Annotated in this window: 18 protein-coding genes; 14 read left to right on the forward strand and 4 right to left on the reverse strand. The window is 71.7% G+C overall.

From position 1 onward, the window contains the following. Positions 1-15: 15 nt before the first annotated feature. Positions 16-582: a TetR/AcrR family transcriptional regulator gene (locus QQ657_RS00430; RefSeq protein WP_284739968.1), complete on the reverse strand. Its 567-nt coding sequence runs from the start codon at positions 580-582 to the stop codon at positions 16-18. Positions 583-679: 97 nt separating this feature from the next. Between QQ657_RS00430 and QQ657_RS00435 the strand changes: the two genes are divergently transcribed. Continuing rightward, entirely contained in the window at positions 680-1576 is an 897-nt protein-coding gene (locus QQ657_RS00435) for an oxidoreductase (RefSeq protein ID WP_284739969.1), read from the forward strand. A gap of 13 nt (positions 1577-1589) precedes the next feature. Then, the gene (locus QQ657_RS00440) at positions 1590-2579 is read left to right on the forward strand and encodes an alpha/beta hydrolase (protein ID WP_284739970.1); all 990 of its coding nucleotides are present in this window, start codon (positions 1590-1592) and stop codon (positions 2577-2579) included. Here QQ657_RS00440 and QQ657_RS00445 read toward each other — a convergent pair. Then, positions 2554-3333: an SDR family NAD(P)-dependent oxidoreductase gene (locus QQ657_RS00445; RefSeq protein ID WP_284739971.1), complete on the reverse strand. Its 780-nt coding sequence runs from the start codon at positions 3331-3333 to the stop codon at positions 2554-2556. The genes QQ657_RS00440 and QQ657_RS00445 overlap by 26 nt on opposite strands. A 106-nt stretch (positions 3334-3439) precedes the next feature. Between QQ657_RS00445 and QQ657_RS00450 the strand changes: the two genes are divergently transcribed. Further along, the gene (locus QQ657_RS00450; RefSeq protein WP_284740425.1) at positions 3440-4309 is read left to right on the forward strand and encodes a helix-turn-helix transcriptional regulator; all 870 of its coding nucleotides are present in this window, start codon (positions 3440-3442) and stop codon (positions 4307-4309) included. Between the two features lie 13 nt (positions 4310-4322). Here QQ657_RS00450 and QQ657_RS00455 read toward each other — a convergent pair whose 3' ends face one another. Continuing rightward, positions 4323-4859: a TetR/AcrR family transcriptional regulator gene (locus tag QQ657_RS00455; RefSeq protein WP_284739972.1), complete on the reverse strand. Its 537-nt coding sequence runs from the start codon at positions 4857-4859 to the stop codon at positions 4323-4325. 63 nt (positions 4860-4922) lie between these two features. Here QQ657_RS00455 and QQ657_RS00460 point away from each other — a divergent pair, with 63 nt between their 5' ends. The 7 genes from QQ657_RS00460 to QQ657_RS00490 all read left to right on the forward strand — a co-directional run bounded on the left by QQ657_RS00460 (position 4923) and on the right by QQ657_RS00490 (position 11457). Next, positions 4923-5957, forward strand: coding sequence for an aldo/keto reductase (locus QQ657_RS00460; protein WP_284739973.1), 1035 nt, complete (start codon positions 4923-4925; stop codon positions 5955-5957). A 159-nt stretch (positions 5958-6116) separates the two neighbouring features. Beyond that, the gene (locus QQ657_RS00465; protein ID WP_284739974.1) at positions 6117-6710 is read left to right on the forward strand and encodes a TetR/AcrR family transcriptional regulator; all 594 of its coding nucleotides are present in this window, start codon (positions 6117-6119) and stop codon (positions 6708-6710) included. A gap of 292 nt (positions 6711-7002) precedes the next feature. Beyond that, positions 7003-7566, forward strand: a complete 564-nt coding sequence (locus tag QQ657_RS00470; protein ID WP_284739975.1) for a hypothetical protein — start codon at positions 7003-7005, stop codon at positions 7564-7566. A 1-nt stretch (position 7567) separates the two neighbouring features. Beyond that, positions 7568-8983: a dihydrolipoyl dehydrogenase family protein gene (locus tag QQ657_RS00475; protein WP_284739976.1), complete on the forward strand. Its 1416-nt coding sequence runs from the start codon at positions 7568-7570 to the stop codon at positions 8981-8983. A gap of 25 nt (positions 8984-9008) precedes the next feature. Continuing rightward, a complete protein-coding gene (locus tag QQ657_RS00480) occupies positions 9009-9479 on the forward strand; it encodes a MarR family winged helix-turn-helix transcriptional regulator (protein WP_284739977.1) in 471 nt (156 codons plus the stop codon). Positions 9480-9571: 92 nt separating this feature from the next. After that, complete coding sequence (locus QQ657_RS00485) at positions 9572-10837, forward strand: cytochrome P450 (RefSeq protein ID WP_284739978.1); 1266 nt, start codon at positions 9572-9574, stop codon at positions 10835-10837. Then, the gene (locus tag QQ657_RS00490) at positions 10834-11457 is read left to right on the forward strand and encodes a TetR/AcrR family transcriptional regulator (RefSeq protein ID WP_284739979.1); all 624 of its coding nucleotides are present in this window, start codon (positions 10834-10836) and stop codon (positions 11455-11457) included. Before QQ657_RS00485 ends, QQ657_RS00490 begins: the two co-directional genes overlap by 4 nt. A 9-nt stretch (positions 11458-11466) precedes the next feature. Here the strand turns inward: QQ657_RS00490 and QQ657_RS00495 are convergent, their stop codons facing one another. Then, a complete protein-coding gene (locus QQ657_RS00495; RefSeq protein ID WP_284739980.1) occupies positions 11467-12684 on the reverse strand; it encodes an amidohydrolase family protein in 1218 nt (405 codons plus the stop codon). A 91-nt stretch (positions 12685-12775) separates the two neighbouring features. Between QQ657_RS00495 and QQ657_RS00500 the strand changes: the two genes are divergently transcribed. From QQ657_RS00500 to QQ657_RS00515, 4 genes are all read left to right on the forward strand, one after another. Next, positions 12776-13231: a MarR family winged helix-turn-helix transcriptional regulator gene (locus QQ657_RS00500; RefSeq protein WP_284739981.1), complete on the forward strand. Its 456-nt coding sequence runs from the start codon at positions 12776-12778 to the stop codon at positions 13229-13231. Between the two features lie 422 nt (positions 13232-13653). Beyond that, on the forward strand, positions 13654-14376 hold the full coding sequence (locus QQ657_RS00505) for a DUF1775 domain-containing protein (protein WP_284739982.1): 723 nt from the start codon (positions 13654-13656) through the stop codon (positions 14374-14376). Positions 14377-14403: 27 nt separating this feature from the next. Then, positions 14404-15126 (forward strand): helix-turn-helix domain-containing protein, encoded by a 723-nt coding sequence (locus QQ657_RS00510; protein ID WP_284739983.1) that lies wholly within the window; start codon positions 14404-14406, stop codon positions 15124-15126. Between the two features lie 465 nt (positions 15127-15591). Then, entirely contained in the window at positions 15592-16404 is an 813-nt protein-coding gene (locus QQ657_RS00515; RefSeq protein WP_284739984.1) for a hypothetical protein, read from the forward strand. The last annotated feature ends 90 nt before the right edge of the window (positions 16405-16494 follow it).

A 16494-nucleotide genomic window follows, 5' to 3' on the forward strand; every position in this document is an offset into this window, starting at 1 on the left:
CGCAGCCGCAGCCGGCTACGGCTCGACCAGCCTGCGCACGGCTTCGACGACCGTCGCCCGCCTGGCGGCGTGGTCGCGTGGGCCCAGGTCGCTGATCTCCTGGTTCTGCAGGGCCCACATCGAGGCGGTGTTGATGGTGAGCATCAGCAGCTCCGGAGCCGTGAAGCGGGTGGAGAGCCTGCCTTCCTCCTGGGCCTGCCGGATCGCGTCGATCTTCGCCTGGTTCGACCGGGTGACGGCCTCGATCGCGGGCCGGCCTCCCTGCTGCTCCAGCCGGTGCCAGGTGGCGAGGCGCATCACCTCGGGATGGGCGGTCTGGCCGTCGAAGAGGGCGCCCGCGTACTCCGGCAGGTCGTCCGGGGTGATCGGGGCCTGCTCGGTCGTCCGCACGACGACCTCGTCGAACACGGCGTCGAACAGCTCTTCCTTGCTGCCGAAGTAGGTGTAGACGAGGCCTGCGCTGCAGCCGGCCCGGCCCGCGAGCCGGTCGATCCGCGCGCCGGCGATGCCGTGTTCGGCGAACTCGGCCAGCGCGGCCTCCAGCAGAGCGCGGCGCTTCGCCTCGGGGTCTCGGGGTGCCATGTGCCGAGCGTATTGAGTGAACGTTCATTTGACAAGCTGGGCGAGCGGTGCTTACCTGAGTCGGTCGAATTGAATGAACGTTCAGTCAGGAGTTGCGATGGTCATCCCTCCGCTAACCGGCAAACGCGCGCTGGTCACCGGTGGCACCGGCGGAATCGGCTTGGAGACGGCGTTGGCGCTGGCCGGGGCCGGCGCCGAGGTCGTGGTCGCCGGACGCGCGAAGACGAAGGTCGACCACGCCGTCGCGGCGGTCCGCGAGGCCGTCGGCACCGCCAAGGTGACGGGGCTGGTGCTCGACCTCGCCTCGCTGGCGTCGATCGACCGGGCCGCCGCCGAAGTGCTCGCCACCGGGCAGCCGCTGGATCTGCTGATCAACAACGCCGGCGTCATGGCCGTGCCGGAGCGACGGGAGACCGTGGACGGGTTCGAGGTGACGTTCGGGACGAACCACCTCGGGCACTTCGCGCTGACCGGGCACCTGCTGCCGGCCCTGCTGGCCGCGCCCGCGGCCCGGGTCGTGACGGTGAGCGCGAAGGTGGCGCGGAACAAGGGCGCGACGCTGGAGGACCCGCTGAGCGCGGTGTCCTACGCGGGGATGGCCGCCTACACGAAGTCGAAGCTGGCGAACGTCGTCTTCACGCTGGAACTGGCCCGGCGGGCGACCGGAACCGGGATCACCGCCGTCGCCGTGCACCCCGGCACGAGCGCGACCGGGCTGCAGCAGCACCTGCCGAAGTACGCGCAGGTCCTCGCGTCCGCGCTGCTCGAACGGTTCGTGGGCCAGAGCCCCGCCGACGCGGCACGGCCTTCCCTTCACGCCGCGACGAACCCCGGCATCAAGCCGGGCGACTTCGTCGTGCCGGACGCACGCGGCGAACTGCGCGGGGCTCCCCACGTCGCCGAACTGCCCGTCGCGGCAACCGATCCCGACGTCGGCAGGCGGCTGTGGGAGCTGTCCGAAGAGCTGACGCGCGTCGCCTATTCCTTCCGGTGAAAGGTTTTCCGTCATGACCTTCGAGACCGTTCCCGAGTCCACTTTGGATCAGATGCGGGAGATCAACGCCCAGCTCTCCGCCGCCGAACTGCCGGACCCCAGCACCGCCGAAGGACTGGCGGTGCTGCGCGGGACGACGTTCCGGGTTCCGGCGCCGACCGAGCTGACCCCGGTCGACCGGGTGGTGTCCGGACCCGCGGGCGAGGTGACCGTGCGGATCATCCGGCCGGACGGTCCGCTGAACGGCGTGGTGTTCCACGTGCACGGCGGCGGTTTCGTGCTCGGCGCGCCCGCCGACGACGACGCGGTCAACGACCTGCTGGCCCGCACGGCCGGCGTCGCCGTGGTGTCCGCCCGCTACCGGCTCGCGCCGGAGCACCCGTTTCCGGCCGGCCTCGACGACTGCCTCGCGGCGGCGGTGTGGCTGGCCGGGGCGGTGGAGGAGGAGTTCGGCACCGGCCGGATCGTGGTGTCCGGGTATTCGGCGGGGGGACACCTGGCGGTGCAGACGTTGCTGCGGCTGCGGGACGAGTACCCCGAGCTGCTCGCGCGGGTGGTGGGGGCGAGCCTGGTGTTCGGCGTCTACGACCTGGCGCGGACGCCGAGTTCGCGCGCAGCCGCGCCGGACACCCCGGTGCTGCCGCCGCGGTGGATCGACCAGTTCGTCGGGATGGCGTTCCCCGGACTCGACGGGGAGCAGCTGCGGGACGGCGGTGTCTCCCCGCTGTACGCCGGCCTGCACGGGATGCCGCCCGCGCTGTTCACGGTCGGGGACCGCGACCCCCTGCTGGACGATTCGCTGTTCATGGCCGCGCGCTGGCGGGCTGCGGGCGGCGCGAGCGAACTGGCGGTGTGGCCGGAGTCGCCGCACGGGTTCGTCGGGATGACGCCGCCGACCGGGCTGCCGGCGCAGCGGCGGATCAACGCGTGGGTGAAGGCCCTGCTTGCCCGGACTCCCCTCGGCAACACTCCGCGGCTCAGACTTGGTCCGTGGGCCGGATGACGATTTCGGCCACGGCCCGGCGGCGTGGACTCGTGACGATGTAAGCGACGGCCTCGGCGATGTCGTCGGCGGGCAGCTGTTCGACGTCGGCGAACCTGGCCGCCATGCGTTCCTGGACAGCGGTTTGCTGGTGGCCGAGGAGTTCGGTCTCGACGAGACCCGGCTCGACGACGGAGAAGCGGACGTTGCGCCGGGCGTATTCCTGGCGCCAGGCCTCGGTGGCGGCGGTGACGCCGAACTTGGTGGCGTTGTACACCGCGGCGTGGGGGATGACCCAGCGGCCGGCGATGGAGCTGATGTTGACCACGTCGGCGACCTGACGCGGGCTGGTGGCGGCAGCCTCGACGAGCTGCGGCAGGGCGGCCTTGGTGAGGTAGAGCAACCCGTTGAGGTTGATGTCGACCATCCGCTGCCACTCGGTCAGCGGGGACGTGCCGGAGTCGCCGGTGAGCATGACACCGGCCGCGTTGACGAGGGTGTCCAGCCGGCCGAACCGCTCGATGGTGGTGGTGACGATGTCGGCCGCGGTGTCGGCGTCGGTCAGGTCGGCGGCCAGCGCGACCGCCTGGCCGCCCTGCCCGGTGATCTCCTTCGCCAGCACGTCGAGGCGGTCCTGGCGGCGGGCGACGAGCACGACGGCAGCGCCTCGGGCGGCGAGCCGGCGGGCGGTGGCCTGGCCGATGCCGCTGCTGGCGCCCGTGACCAGCGCGACTGTCGAGGTCAGGGTGGTGGTGTCTGCCGGAATGGTCTCCATGACCCCACTCTGCGGCTCGATCCAGGGGGGTGCCAGAGCGGGTTTATCCAGGTATATGGACCACCTGGTAACCGACTGCGCGCGGTGGCACAGTGGACCCGTGACGATGTCCGCGGAGGCGTTGACCGATGAGCAGGTCAGACGGCGGGAGCTGGCGTCGTTCTTGCGCAGCAGGCGCGAACGCATCTCTCCCGAGCAGGCCGGATTGCCGCCGACGGGCCGCCGGCGGACGCCGGGGTTGCGCCGTGAGGAGGTCGCGCACCTCGCCGGGATGGGCGTGACCTGGTACACGTGGCTGGAGCAGGGCCGGGACATCAAGGTCTCCGAGCAGGTGCTCGACGCGATCGCTGCCACGTTGCGGCTCGATCCGTACGAGCGTGCCCACCTCTACACGCTGGCCGGGCATCCCGAGCCGCCGGTCGAGCGTGACTCCGCCGCCATTCCGCGTGCCGTGCTGGTGATGGTGCGCCGGCTCGAGCCGATTCCGGCCGCGGTGATCAACGCCCGGTTCGACCTGCTCGCCTTCAACCGCACCTACGAGCGGCTGGTCGGCGGAGTGGACGATCTGCCGCCCGAGGACCGCAACTGGCTGGTGCTGATGTTCACTTCGCCGAGGTGGCGGGCCCGGATTCTCGACTGGGAGGACGCCGCCGCGCGCCTGGTCGGCCGGTTCCGGGCCGGGATGGCGGCACACGCCGCCGAGTCCGGCTGGAAGGGGCTGGTCCGGCGGTTGCGGCAGGAGTCACCGGACTTCGGGCGCTTGTGGGAGCGGCACGAGGTGCGCGGCCCGGAGAACTTCACGAAGCATTTCCTGCACCCCGAGGTGGGCCTGCTGACGCTGGACTACACGCAGCTGTCCTTCGGCGAGCGTTCGGGGATGAAGCTCGCCACCTACACCCCGGTGGACGAAGAATCCTGGGCGAAGGTGCGGCTCCTGCAAGAAAGCGTCGAGACGGGCGAGGTTTCCGGCCGCTGAGCGCGGCCGGACGTCACGACTCGATGATCGCCACCAGTGCTGCCGTGAACGGGGCCGGGTCGAGGTCGCCGCGGACGGCGAGTTGCTGGGTGTAGCCGTGGCAGAAAGCCACGAAGGCTTCGGCGATCCGGGCCGCTTCGGCCGGCTCGCGGTGGGGGAGCAGGGCGGCGACCGCGGTGCGCAGGTCTTCGAGCTGGCGGTGGACGAGGGCGGTGAGCGGCGGGGATACGGCGGCCTCGGCGTAGATCTGCGCGACCAGCCGGGCGTGGTCCTCCTCGCGCGCCATGGTGCGGATGTGCTCGAGGAACTCGTGCACGGTCGCCGCCGTCAGCTCGGCGGGGAGCGCCTGCGTCGAGTGCTCGCAGATGGCGGCGACGATCTCGTCCTTGCCCTTGAAGTACCGGTAGATCGCGCCGACGGAGAGGCCGGAGGCTTCGACGAGGTCGGTCATCGACGTCCGGGCGAAGCCGTGCGTGGCGAAGCGGGCGCGGGCCGCGTCGACGATCTGCCGGCGGCGGGCGTCGAGGTGGGCCTGGGTGACTCTCGGCATAAAAGAACGACCATTCGTTTTTTGTGATAGCGTCCCGACCATACCCCAGAACAGGAGACTTCCGTGCGTTATCAGACATTCGGGCGGCAGAGCGGCTTGCGGGTCTCGGAGTACGTGCTGGGCACGGCCACCTTCGGCTCGGCGCCGTCCGCCGCGGGCGTCGCGGGCGCCAAGACGATTTTCGACACGTTCGTCGCGGCCGGTGGCACCACGTTCGACGTCTCGAACATCTACCAGAACGGCGAGGCCGAGACCGTCCTTGGCGAGCTCCTCGGCCGCGAGCGCGACGACTTCGTGCTGATCACCAAGTACAGCGGGACGAGGCGGGCGGACGTCCGGCCGGGCACCACCGGCAACAGCCGCAAGACGATGATCCGCTCCCTGGAGGAAAGCCTGCGGCGCTTGAAGACCGACTACGTCGACGTCTTCATGCCGCACTTCCCCGACGGCGTCACCCCGGTGGCGGAGATCCTGGCCGGCTTCGAGGACCTGATCCGGTCGGGCAAGATCCGCTACGGCGGGCTGTCGAACTTCCCGGCCTGGCGGGTCGCCGGCGCCGCGGTCCGGTCGGAGCTGGGCGGGCGGGCCTCGCTGGTGGGCATCCAGACCGAGTACAGCCTGGCCGAGCGCTCCGCGGAACGGGAGCTCCTGCCGATGGCCGAGGCCCACGGGCTCGGCGTCGTCCTCTACTCACCGTTGGCGGGCGGTCTGCTGACCGGGAAGTACCGCCGCGGCGAGCAGGGGCGGCTCAGCGCCGCGGCGACCGAAGCCGAGGGCTCCGCCGTGCTCGACGCGGTTCTCGCCGTCGCCGAGAAGGCCGGGACGACCCCGGTCCAGGTCGCCCTGGCCTGGTTGCGCCACCGCGCCTCCCGGGCCCGGACCTCGATGATCCCCATCGTGGGACCGCGCACCCCGGCTCACTTGAGGGGCTACCTCGACGCGCTGGACGTCGAACTCGCCGACGAGCACTACCGGCTGCTGGACGAGGTCAGCGCGATCCGGCCGGGTACGCCCCACGAGGACGTGGCGGCCGCACTGGCGCACGGCATCGACGGCGACCGGAGCCTGCTCGACGTTCCGCCCGTGCCCGTGCCGTGAATCCCCGGCCTCCCGGACCTTCGACGAGCTGCCGCCGCTGGAGGCGTGGTTTTCCGCGACGTGCGGTTCACTCGACCGATGGCCGGAGGGCTCCCGCACGACTTCGGGCGCTCGCGCTTCGCTGAGATACCGACCGTTCTCTCTGCTAAACTCGAACGGATGGTGCGCAACACTCGTGGTCAGGTGTCCGAAGCGCGGTCGAGGCTGCTCGCGACGGCCACCCGGATCTTCTACGCCGAGGGTCTGCACTCCGTGGGGATCGACCGGATCGTCGCGGAGGCGAAGGTCACCCGCGCCACCCTGTACCGGCACTTCCCCGGCAAGGAAGACCTGGTCGTCGCCTATCTGCAGGGTGTCCACGAGATGGAGCGCGAAGGTCTCGACAAGGCGCTCGCCGCCGGGCTGCCGGCGGTCGACACGCTGCGCGCCGTCGCCGAGTCGATCGCCGAAGGCATCCGGTCGGCGCACTTCCGCGGCTGTGCCTTCCTCAACGCGGTGGCGGAGTACCCGGATCCCGCGCACCCCGTGCACCAGGCCGTGCTCGCCCACCGCGAGTGGTTCCGCCGCACCGTCACGGACTTGCTCGCGCAGGTCGGCGAGACGCCGCCGGAGCCCGCGGGGCGGCACTTCGTGATGCTGCGCGACGGCGCGATGGCCTCGGGCTGCCTGTCGGACCCGGCCCAGGTCTGCGACACGTTCCTTCAGGGCGTCGACGGGATCGTGCGGTTCCGCCTCGACGCGGCGGCCAAGTAGCAGCTTCCCTGGCGCCCGACGGAGCTTTCGTGAGCACGGCGCGATGTCGCCGTGCTGGGGCAATTCGCTGACCCGCAGGCTCATCACCGGCACCTGGGCGAACTGGGCGGGCTCACGCCCATCGGGATGCCGGAGCCGGGCGAGGTGCGGCGGCTCGACGACAACCTCGCGGAGCTGGGCGTAAGACTTTAGATAGAACGTTCTGTCTTGACAGCTCGTGGCACCACGACCATGCTGAATTGAGATAGAACGTTCGGTCTACCGAGGGGGCTTCCCTCATGCTGAAGGGATCATGGTGACTACTGTCGACTCGCCCGCCGTTGGTGGGTTCGCCCCGGCGCTGCGCCGGTTGTACTTCGTGCGGTTCGCGTTCGCCATCGTGTGGGCGGTCCTGGTGTTCCTGACGACCAAGTCGGGCTTGGGGGCGGCCGGCGTCGTCCTGGTCGTCGTGTACCCGCTGTTCGACGTGGGTGCGGCCGTTGTGGACGCTCGGTCGGCGAAGGGCGCCGGGTCGGTTCGCGGGCTGTACGTGAACATGGCGATCAGCCTGCTCGCCACCATCGGCGTCGGCGTGGCCGCCGCGTCCGGTGTCCCGGGGGTGCTGCGGGTGTGGGGTGCCTGGGCGATCGTCGCCGGGCTGGTCCAGCTGATCGTGGGGGTCACCCGCCGCAAGATGGGCGGCCAGTGGCCGATGATCCTCAGCGGCGGCATCTCCGTGCTGGCCGGCGCCAACTTCGTCATCGGCGCCTCCGCGGCGAACCCGTCGCTGGCCAACGTCGCCGGCTACGCCGTTCTCGGCGGCATCTTCTTCCTCGTCTCGGCGATCCGGCTCGGCCGCGCCGCGAAGGGGAACTGACGTGACCACCTACGACGTCATCGTCCTCGGCGCCGGCCCGGCCGGGGAAAACGTGGCCGACCGGGTGGTGCGGGGCGGCCTGACCGCCGCGATCGTCGAGCGGGACCTGGTCGGGGGCGAGTGCTCCTACTGGGCCTGCATGCCGACCAAGGCCCTGCTGCGCAGTGGCGCGGCGCTCCGGGCCGTCCGGCAGGTGCCCGGCGCGCGGGAAGCGGTGACCGGCGAGCTCGACGTGGCCGCCGTGCTCCGCCGTCGTGACGCCTTCGCTTCGGACTGGCAGGACGACGGCCAGGTGTCCTGGCTCGACTCGGTCGGCGTCGCGCTGTTCCGCGGCCACGGACGCATTGGCGGCGACCGGGTCGTCGAGGTGACGGGCGCCGACGGCACCACCACGACGCTGACCGCACGGCACGCGGTCGTCGTCGCCACCGGCAGCGGCGCGCTGGTCCCGGACATCGAGGGCCTCCGCGACGCGAAGCCGTGGACGAGCCGGGAAACCGTTGCCGCGAAGGAGATCCCGGCCCGGCTCGCCGTCATCGGCGGCGGGGTGGTGGCCTCGGAGATGGCGACCGCGTTCACCGGGCTGGGGTCGTCGGTGACCATGCTGGCCCGGGACGGCGTGCTGCACCTCAACGAGCCGTTCGTCGGCGAGCAGGTGGCGGTGTCGTTGCGGGACAGGGGAGTTTCGGTTCGCATCGGCGCCGAGGCCGGGTCCGTCAAGCGCAACGACGACGGCACGGTGTCGATCACGCTCACCGACGGCGAGCAGATCGAAGCCGACGAGCTGCTCGTCGCGATCGGCCGGACTCCGAACACCCAGGACATCGGCCTGGACAACGTCGGCCTGAAGCCGGGTAGCTGGCTGACGGTCGACGGCACGATGCGGGTCGTCGGGACGGACGGCTGGCTCTACGCCGCCGGCGACGTCAACCGGCGCGTTCTGCTGACGCACCAAGGCAAGTACCAGGCCCGGCTGGCCGGCGACGTCATCGTGGCGCGCGCGAAAGGTGAGCCGGTTGACGACGCCGAGTGGGGCCGCCACGCGGCGACCGCCGACGAGCGCGCGGTCCCGCAGGTGGTCTTCACCGAACCGGAAGTCGCGTCGGTGGGCTTGACCGCGGCCAACGCCGAGGCCGCCGGGCTGCGGATCCGGGTCGTCGACTACGACCTGGCCGCCACCGCCGGATCCGCCCTGCACGCCGAGGGCTACCGGGGGCACGCCCGGATGGTCGTCGACGAGGACCGCAAGGTGATCGTCGGCTTTACGCTCGTCGGCCCGGACGTCGCGGAGATGCTGCACGCGGCGACGATCGCGGTGGCCGGTGAGGTGCCGCTGGACCGGCTCTGGCACGCGGTCCCGGCGTTTCCCACCGTCAGCGAGGTGTGGCTGCGGCTGCTTGAAGCCTACGGCCGTTGATCCACGAGCACGGGGACGGACCACGATGACGCTCGATGAGACGACGATCGCGGACCTCGAGCGCGAGTTCGCCGTCTTCGTTCGCCAGGACCGCGCGGCGTCGGGACAGCTCGGCCGGGAGGTGCACCCGGACCTCCCGGTCGCCGCGTACCGCCTGCTGGCTCACCTGGCCGAGCGCGGCCCGCGCCGGCCGACCGAGCTGGCGTGCCACGTCGGAGTGACCTCACCGACCATTTCGCGCCGGCTGCAGCACCTGGAGGAACTCGGGCTCATCGAGCGCCTCCAGGCACGGGACGACGGCCGGGCGTATTTGGTGCGGCTGACCGGCGAGGGCCACCGGCGCGTTGAAGAGGTTCGGGCCGCTCGGGGACGGCGGCTGGGCAAGCTCCTCGAGTCGTGGCCGGAGCACGAGGTCCACGCCTTCGCCGAGCTGCTGGCGAGGTTCAACGGTGGCGCGGCTGCCAGGCCTTCCCGGCGTTGCGGCGGAGCCGGCTGATGTCCTGCTGCGCCGTGAGGAGTTTCGGCCGCCCCGGCCGGGGTTAAGACAGATGTCTTGATTAAGTCAACTGTCTTACCTAGGCTGCGGACATGGCCGACGACAGAGCGCACGCAGGTGACGACCCGGCTGCGGTCCTGGCGGGATTGCCGCCCTACCCGTTCCCGAACCCCACCGCGCTGGAGCCGCCGCCGGAGTGGGCGCGGCTGCGTTCGCAGTGCCCGGTGGCGCGCATCGAACTGGCCAGTGGCGACGAAGCGCTGCTGCTGACCCGCTACGACGACGTCCGGACGATGCTGTCCGACCCGCGGTTCACCCGGCAGCTCGATGCCGCGGACGCCTCGCGGGTCTCCGACAGCGACGACGGCGGGGTGTTCAGCAGGCCCGCGGCGTCGACCGGCGGTGAGGCGGACGCGGACGAGCCGGAAGCGTCGATGCTCGGTGGTCCCGGGCACCGGCGCTGGCGGCGGCTGGTCGGGAAAGCGTTCACCGTCAAGCGGGTGCAGGCGTTGCGGCCCGGGATGGCGGAGCTGGCCGAGCAGCTGATCACGGACATGGTCGAAGCCGGCGCGCCCGCGAACATCGGCCCCGCGCTGGGGTTTCCGCTGCCCGTGTTCGTGATCTGCGACCTGCTCGGGGTGCCGCGCGCGGACCGGGGCCGGTTCGCGCACTGGTCGGACACGATGCTGAACATGACCCGGTTCACCCAGGACGAGATCGACCGGTCGGGCCGGGAGTTCTACGAGTACATGACGGAACTGGTCGCCACCAAGCGATCCGAGCCCGGTGACGACCTGCTGAGCGACCTCGCCGCCGACATGACCGCGACCGAGCTGGTCATGACCGGGCAGGGTCTGCTCATCGCCGGCCACGAAACCACCGCGAACATGATCGGCAAGATGGTCGCGATGCTGCTGGCGGACCGCGAAAACCGCTGGGAGCGGCTGCTGGCCGACCCGTCGCTGGTGCCTTCCGCCGTCGAAGAGGCGCTGCGCTTCGACGCCAACCCCGGGTTCGGGATGCCGCGCTACGTCTCGGAAGAGACCGTCGTCGGGGGCACCACTCTGCCGCGCGGCACGACCGTGGTGTGCAGCATGGCGTCGGGCAACCGCGACACCGACGCGTTCGACGGCGCCGGCGACATGGACCTCGCCCGCCGGCCCAACCCGCACCTGGCCTTCGGTGCCGGTCCGCATTCGTGCGTCGGGCAGCAGCTCGCGCGGGTGGAGCTGCAGACCGTCCTCGATGTACTGCTGCGTCGCCTGCCCACGCTGGAACTCGTCGGGGACGCCGCGGATCTGCGTGCCCGGCAAGGGCTGATCGTCGGCGGGATCGACCAGGTCCTGGTGCGGTGGTGACGGGCGGGAGGTCGGCGGCCACCCGCGCCCGGCTGCTGGCGACGGCGGAACGGTTGATCGCCGAGCACGGCGTCGCCCAGGTGTCGAGCCGCCGGCTCGGTCAGGAAGCCGGGCAGGCCAACAACTCCGCCGTCGCCTACCACGTCGGCACGATGGAGGAGGTCATCCTCGCCGTGCTGCGCGAGCACGGCGAGGCGATGGACCACATCCGGGCCGCGATGGTGGACGCGGCCGAAGGCTCGACGCGGCTGCGCGACCACGTCGAAGCGCTGGTACTGCCGACGACTCTGCACCTCGCGGAACTCGGCGTCCCCAGCTACTACGCCCGCTTCGCCGCCCATGTCGTCAGCGATCCCGTGTTGCGCGCGCCCGCGCTGTCGGTCACCACGTCGACGCCGGTCATGCACCGGGCCCTGCGGGCGGTGGCCGCGCACGCCGGTGATCCCGCCGATCCCGCGATCCTCACCCGGTCGGCGATGGCCCGGCACGCCATCGTCCACACCTGCGCGGAGCGGGAAGCCGAGCTGGCCGGGGACCGTTCGGGCATCCCCGGCTGGGCCGAGACCGGCGAGATCCTGGTCGACGGCATCACGGCCCTGCTGACCACGGCACGGTGGTGAACTCCGGCATCACGACTCGGTGAGCCGGGTGCCCCGCCGCCAGACAGCGCGCGTGTTGAGCGTGTCGCCGATGGTCACCGTCGGGTCGCCGTCGACGAGCAGCAGGTCGGCGCGGAGCCCTTCGGCGACGCGGCCCCGGTCGCCGAGGCCGAAGCGGCGGGCCGTGGTCGCCGTCGCCGCGCGCAGCGCCTGCGCGGGTGTCAGGCCCGCCGCCACGAGGTACTGCAGTTCGTGGTGCAGGCTGGCTCCGTGCGCCAAGCCGCCGAAGAAGGCCTCGGCCACGGAGGCGTCGGTGCCCGCCAGCACGTCGACGCCCGCGGCGGCCAGCGCCCGCACGGTCTCCAGGACGTCTTCGAGCTTGCCCTGCGGGTACCGGTCGTAGCTGGAGCGCAGGGTTTCCTCCCACTGGGAGTCGAGGCGGCGGGCGACGCGGGGGTCGTCGGCGAGAACGTCGCCGGTGATGCCCATCATCGACGCGTCGAGGCAGACGCACGGCACGACGAACATCCCCGCCCCGGCGATGAGCTCGACGATCTCGGTGGTGTGCGGCCGGTCCATGAACACGTGGACGACGCCGTCGACGCCGGCCTCGACGGCCATCCGGGTGGCGTCGAGGGTCAGTGTGTGCGCGACGGTGAGGGCGCCGTACTTCCTGGCTTCGGCGACGCCCGCGTTCAGCGTGGCCTGGTCGAGCATCGGCAGGCCGGGGTGCCCTTCGACGCTGCCGTCGTCGATCATGAACTTGATGTAGTCCGAGCCCCGCGCCAAGAGCTGCGGGACGTACGCGACGGCCTCCTCCGGCGTGGTGGAGAACGGCATCAGCGGCATCTCCCGCGGCAGGTTTCCGGGTGGCCGGAACCCTTCCGGCATGAGCTCGCTGGGGTGACCGCCGGGCGGGGTGATGCCGAAGCCCGCCGACCGCACGTCGGCGACCGTGTCGTCCTCGGTGATGTGCCCGCGGTTTTCGCGGGTGTTCATGCCCTGCATCTCCAGTTCGGTGGTGACGCCGAACCGCAGGGCCAGCGCCAGGGTGCCGGGGCCGGAGTGGACGTGCGCGTCGATCAGCCCGGGCAGCAGGGTCGCGCCCCGGCCGTCGACGATCTCGGCGTCGCCGGGTGCTTCGCCGCCGACCTGGGTGATCTTGTGGCCGTCGAGGACGACGGTCCGCACTCCCAGGGTCTTCTCCCCGTCGAACACCCGGGCGCCGGTGATGGCGGTGGTGGCCATGGTGGCCTCGCTCTCTCGCTCGCAGTTACATACCCAATGCTATGCAGTTGACGACTGGTATGCAAATGCGCCGGGTACTACGATCCACGGGGTGAGCGGTGAGGACCTTCTGCTGGACCAGATCGGGCCGGCGCTGTCCCGGCTGCGCCGGCGCGCCCCGGCCTCGGGTCGCGACCTGTCGCGCAACCTGGTGCTGAACGTGGTCGCCGACGCCCCGGGCGAGCTGACCGTCGGCGGGCTCGCCGCCGAGATGGGCGTCGCGCAGCCGGTGGCCAGCCGGACGGTCGCGGCCGGCATCGCCGAGGGCCTGCTGCGGCGGGCGGCGTCCCAGGCGGACGGCCGCCGGACGGTGCTCGAGCTGACCGAGCGCGGCGAGGCCGAGCGGATCCGGTTCGCCGCCGAGCAGCGCGAGGCGTTCGAAGACATCACGGCCGCCTGGTCGCCGGAGGACCGCGCGCAGTTCGCGCGGCTGCTCGTCCGCTACACCGCCGACGCCGGCGCGTGGTCCCGCCGCCGGAAGGCCGTTGAGGACGACGACATCCGTTAACCCGCGGGAAACGGTGCCCGGACCTCGGAGTCCTTCCGCTTGCGCGTCCGTGCCGGGAGGCAGGAGCTTCGAAGCCGGGCCAAGTCAAGGCAAAGGTCGGCAGGCAAATAAGTGACTCACTCTTTCGAGTGATGAAGACGCCGGTACCCATGGCCTGAGAAGGAAGAAACGATTACCGGCGCCCGGCCGGCTCCGGTCGGCGATGGGACACCTTTACCCTCAGCGGGGGGACTCCGCGAGCGACGCCCGGAAGATCACCAGGCGCTCCGGCGGCGCGGGAACTTCCGGTAATGGGCTGTCAACCACGGCGTGACGTCCTCGTCACACGGTCCCGCACCATTGGCCGGACCACGATCTTCATTCCGCCATCCGGCCGTACCGGAATGGTCCGGTCACGATGGTGAATCCCAGAAGGGACGAATATGCGCGCACCTTCGCTGCGCATCGGAGGGCGAAAGCCGTTCCGAGCACCGCGCCTCGCCGTAGCCGCCCTCGCCGGGGTCGCGGTGACGCTGGCCTGCCCGGCGGTCGCGGCCGCCCACGTGTCCGCCACGCCGGACACGATCGCTCCGGGGGAACCGGCCACGATCGCCTTCCGGGTACCGAACGAACGCGACGACGCGGCGGTGGTGCGGCTGGAGGTGCTGTTCCCGGCCCAGCCGGCGATCACCTCGGCGACGCCCGGGAACCTGCCGGGCTGGAAGATCGGCGTGCGCGAGCAGATGACCGCCGCCGGCGGCGGTGACGGGATGGCGGGGAAGCCGGTGGCGTCGATCGTGTGGGAGGGCGGGGCCGTCCCCACCGGCACCTTCCAGGAGTTCCCGGTGCGGATCGGGGCACTGCCGGCCGCCGGCACGCTCACCTTCCAGGCGCTGCAGACCTATTCGGACGGACAGGTCGTCCGCTGGGCCGACCCGGCGCCGCCGGGGGAGCCCGAGCCGGAGCACCCCGCACCGGTCGTCACCGTGGCTGCCGCGGTCGTCGCCGAGGCGTCCGATGTGGACGGTCCGGCCCGGGCGCTGGGCGGTGCCGCGCTCGGGGTCGCGATCGTGGCCGTGGGTGCGGCGTGGCTCCGCAGGCGATCCGGTGGCAGTCGGCCCGAGGTCGTCGGCGAGACCCGCGAACGGGAAAACGTCCAGCTGTAGGCCCGACCGAACCGGATGGGGATGGCAATGGTGGAGGTTCAGCAGGGCTCCGGTGGTGCCCGCAGCCTGTCTCCGGACGCCCTGGAGCAGCTTCGGCGGAAAGCCGTGGCCGCGGTCGAATCGGGGGCTTCGCAGACGCGGGTCGCGAGCATGTTCGGGGTGTCCAGGAAGGCGGTCGGCACCTGGGTGCGGGCGTACCAGGCCGGAGGAGAGCCGACGCTGCGTCCCCGCCCTCGCGGCCGCCGCGCCGGGCAGCGCCTGGCGTTGTCCGCGGCCCAGCAGGGCCGGGTGGTCGACACTCTGGCGGCCGGGCCGCCGGACGCCGCCGGGCTGCCGTGGCTGGTGTGGACGCGCAAAGCGGTCGCCGAGCTGATCTCCCGCGACTTCGGGGTCGTGCTGGCCGGGACGACGATCGACAAGTACCTGCTCCGGTGGGAGCTGACCGGCCGGGACGGCGGGGCGGCGCCGCCGCGGGACTGCCCGGCGGGAACGCTGCTGGTGACGTGGACTCATCCGCGCTCGCTCACCGGCACCGGCGAGCTGCACGCGCTGGTCGCGGTGAGCGGCCGCGGCGTGCTGTTCTTCCTCGCCGCGGCGCAGCCGTTCGCCGGGATCGCCGAGTTCCGGAGCCGGTTGCGGATGCAGTTCGGCCGGGACGTCCGGCTGGTCGCGCACGACTGGCCCGTCGCTCGTCCGGCCCTGCTCGGCGACGGGCGCGAGCCGGACCAGGAGGTCGTGGTACCCGCCTGAGTCCGGCGCGTCAGGCCTGCCGACCCGGAATTCCGGGTCGGCAGGCCTTTTTCGTGCGTGCCGGGGTGTTACCCGCGCGTAAACAGTTTCCCGTTCTCGCGGGCGGCGTCCGGTGATCTCGCGCATTCGAAGTCCCATGCCGGCTCTTTAAAGGTTACAACGTGCTCGGGTCATCGCGTTCGCGACCACGGACCGGCGTATGCGGACCTGTCCGGTATTTGCCCTCGGCCGCTCGTCGGTCATTTCCGTTCCGATTTCGTGGCGGTGGTCGTCTGTGCTGGTCAGCGAGCTGCCAGTGGCAATGGCAACAACGACGCAATGAAGTGTCGTGCTCGCTTTTCACCGTGCTGGTCAAAGAACCGGTAAACCTGTCACGATGCGGTCGCCGGTTTTTCCAAGCCTGGCACATCCGGCCGGTGAATACCTGAGACCGGGCCAAGAGTCCGGTTCCCGAGGAGGCGGCAAGTGCGAACCAGGATTTTGCTCACCGTCGGCACGCTGACCTTCGTGCTGGCCGGGACACCCGCGTTCGCGGCCGGGTCTCCGGTGACGGCGCCGGGGTGCTCGTCGACGGTCGCCGGGGTGCCGGGGCAGCAGGTGTCGCTCGCCCCCGCGTCGGTGGCCGAGCCCGTGGTGCGGGTGCTCTCCGGCCTGGATCCGCTGGGCGTGCTGACCGGCACGTTCCGCACGGTCTGGGCGAGCACCCCGCCGATCCCGGTGGGTACCGTCCCCGCGGGCGAGGCCGAGATACCGGGTGGCCGGATCGCCGACGCGGTGCTCGCCCGCCTCGGCGAGATCCCCGTGCTGGCACCGGTTCTCACGCCCTTGGTGTCCTCCGTGCGCACCTCGCTGGCGTCGCTCTGCGGCATCCTGGTGCGCGGTCAGGTGCCGGGTGCTCCCGGAGCCACGACGCCCGCGGAGCCGGGGCAGCCCGCCGGGCCCGGTTCTCCGGCGGGCAGCGGTACGCCGGTGGCGGGACGGCAGTGGACGGTCGCCCCGGTGCCCGGGCCGGTGTCGGGTGGCGGCGCGGTGTTCGGCACCCCGATCCCGGGTCAGTTGCCGGGTGCCGGCTTCCCGGGATCGGCCGGTACCGGGGTCCCGCAGGCGGGCACCGAGGCGCCGGTGGTGGTCGAGGCCCGGCGCTCGCTCGGGTCCGTGGAAGCGCTGCCCGAGCAGCGGCGTGACGGCCTGTCGTGGCCGGTGCTCGCGGCGATCCTGGTGCTGGCGGCGGTGAGCGCCCTGCTGGTGCGCCGATGGGTCCTGCGCACCCCACGCTGACCCGCTTCGGCCGCGGAGTGCTCCGTTACCCCCGGGTTACGGGCTGCCGGGCAGGAGGGACGGGCGGTGATCTCCCGTTTACGAAAGGAA

Origin of the sequence: Amycolatopsis ponsaeliensis (assembly GCF_030182635.1) — a bacterium.
In the GTDB taxonomy this organism is placed as follows: domain Bacteria; phylum Actinomycetota; class Actinomycetes; order Mycobacteriales; family Pseudonocardiaceae; genus Amycolatopsis; species Amycolatopsis ponsaeliensis.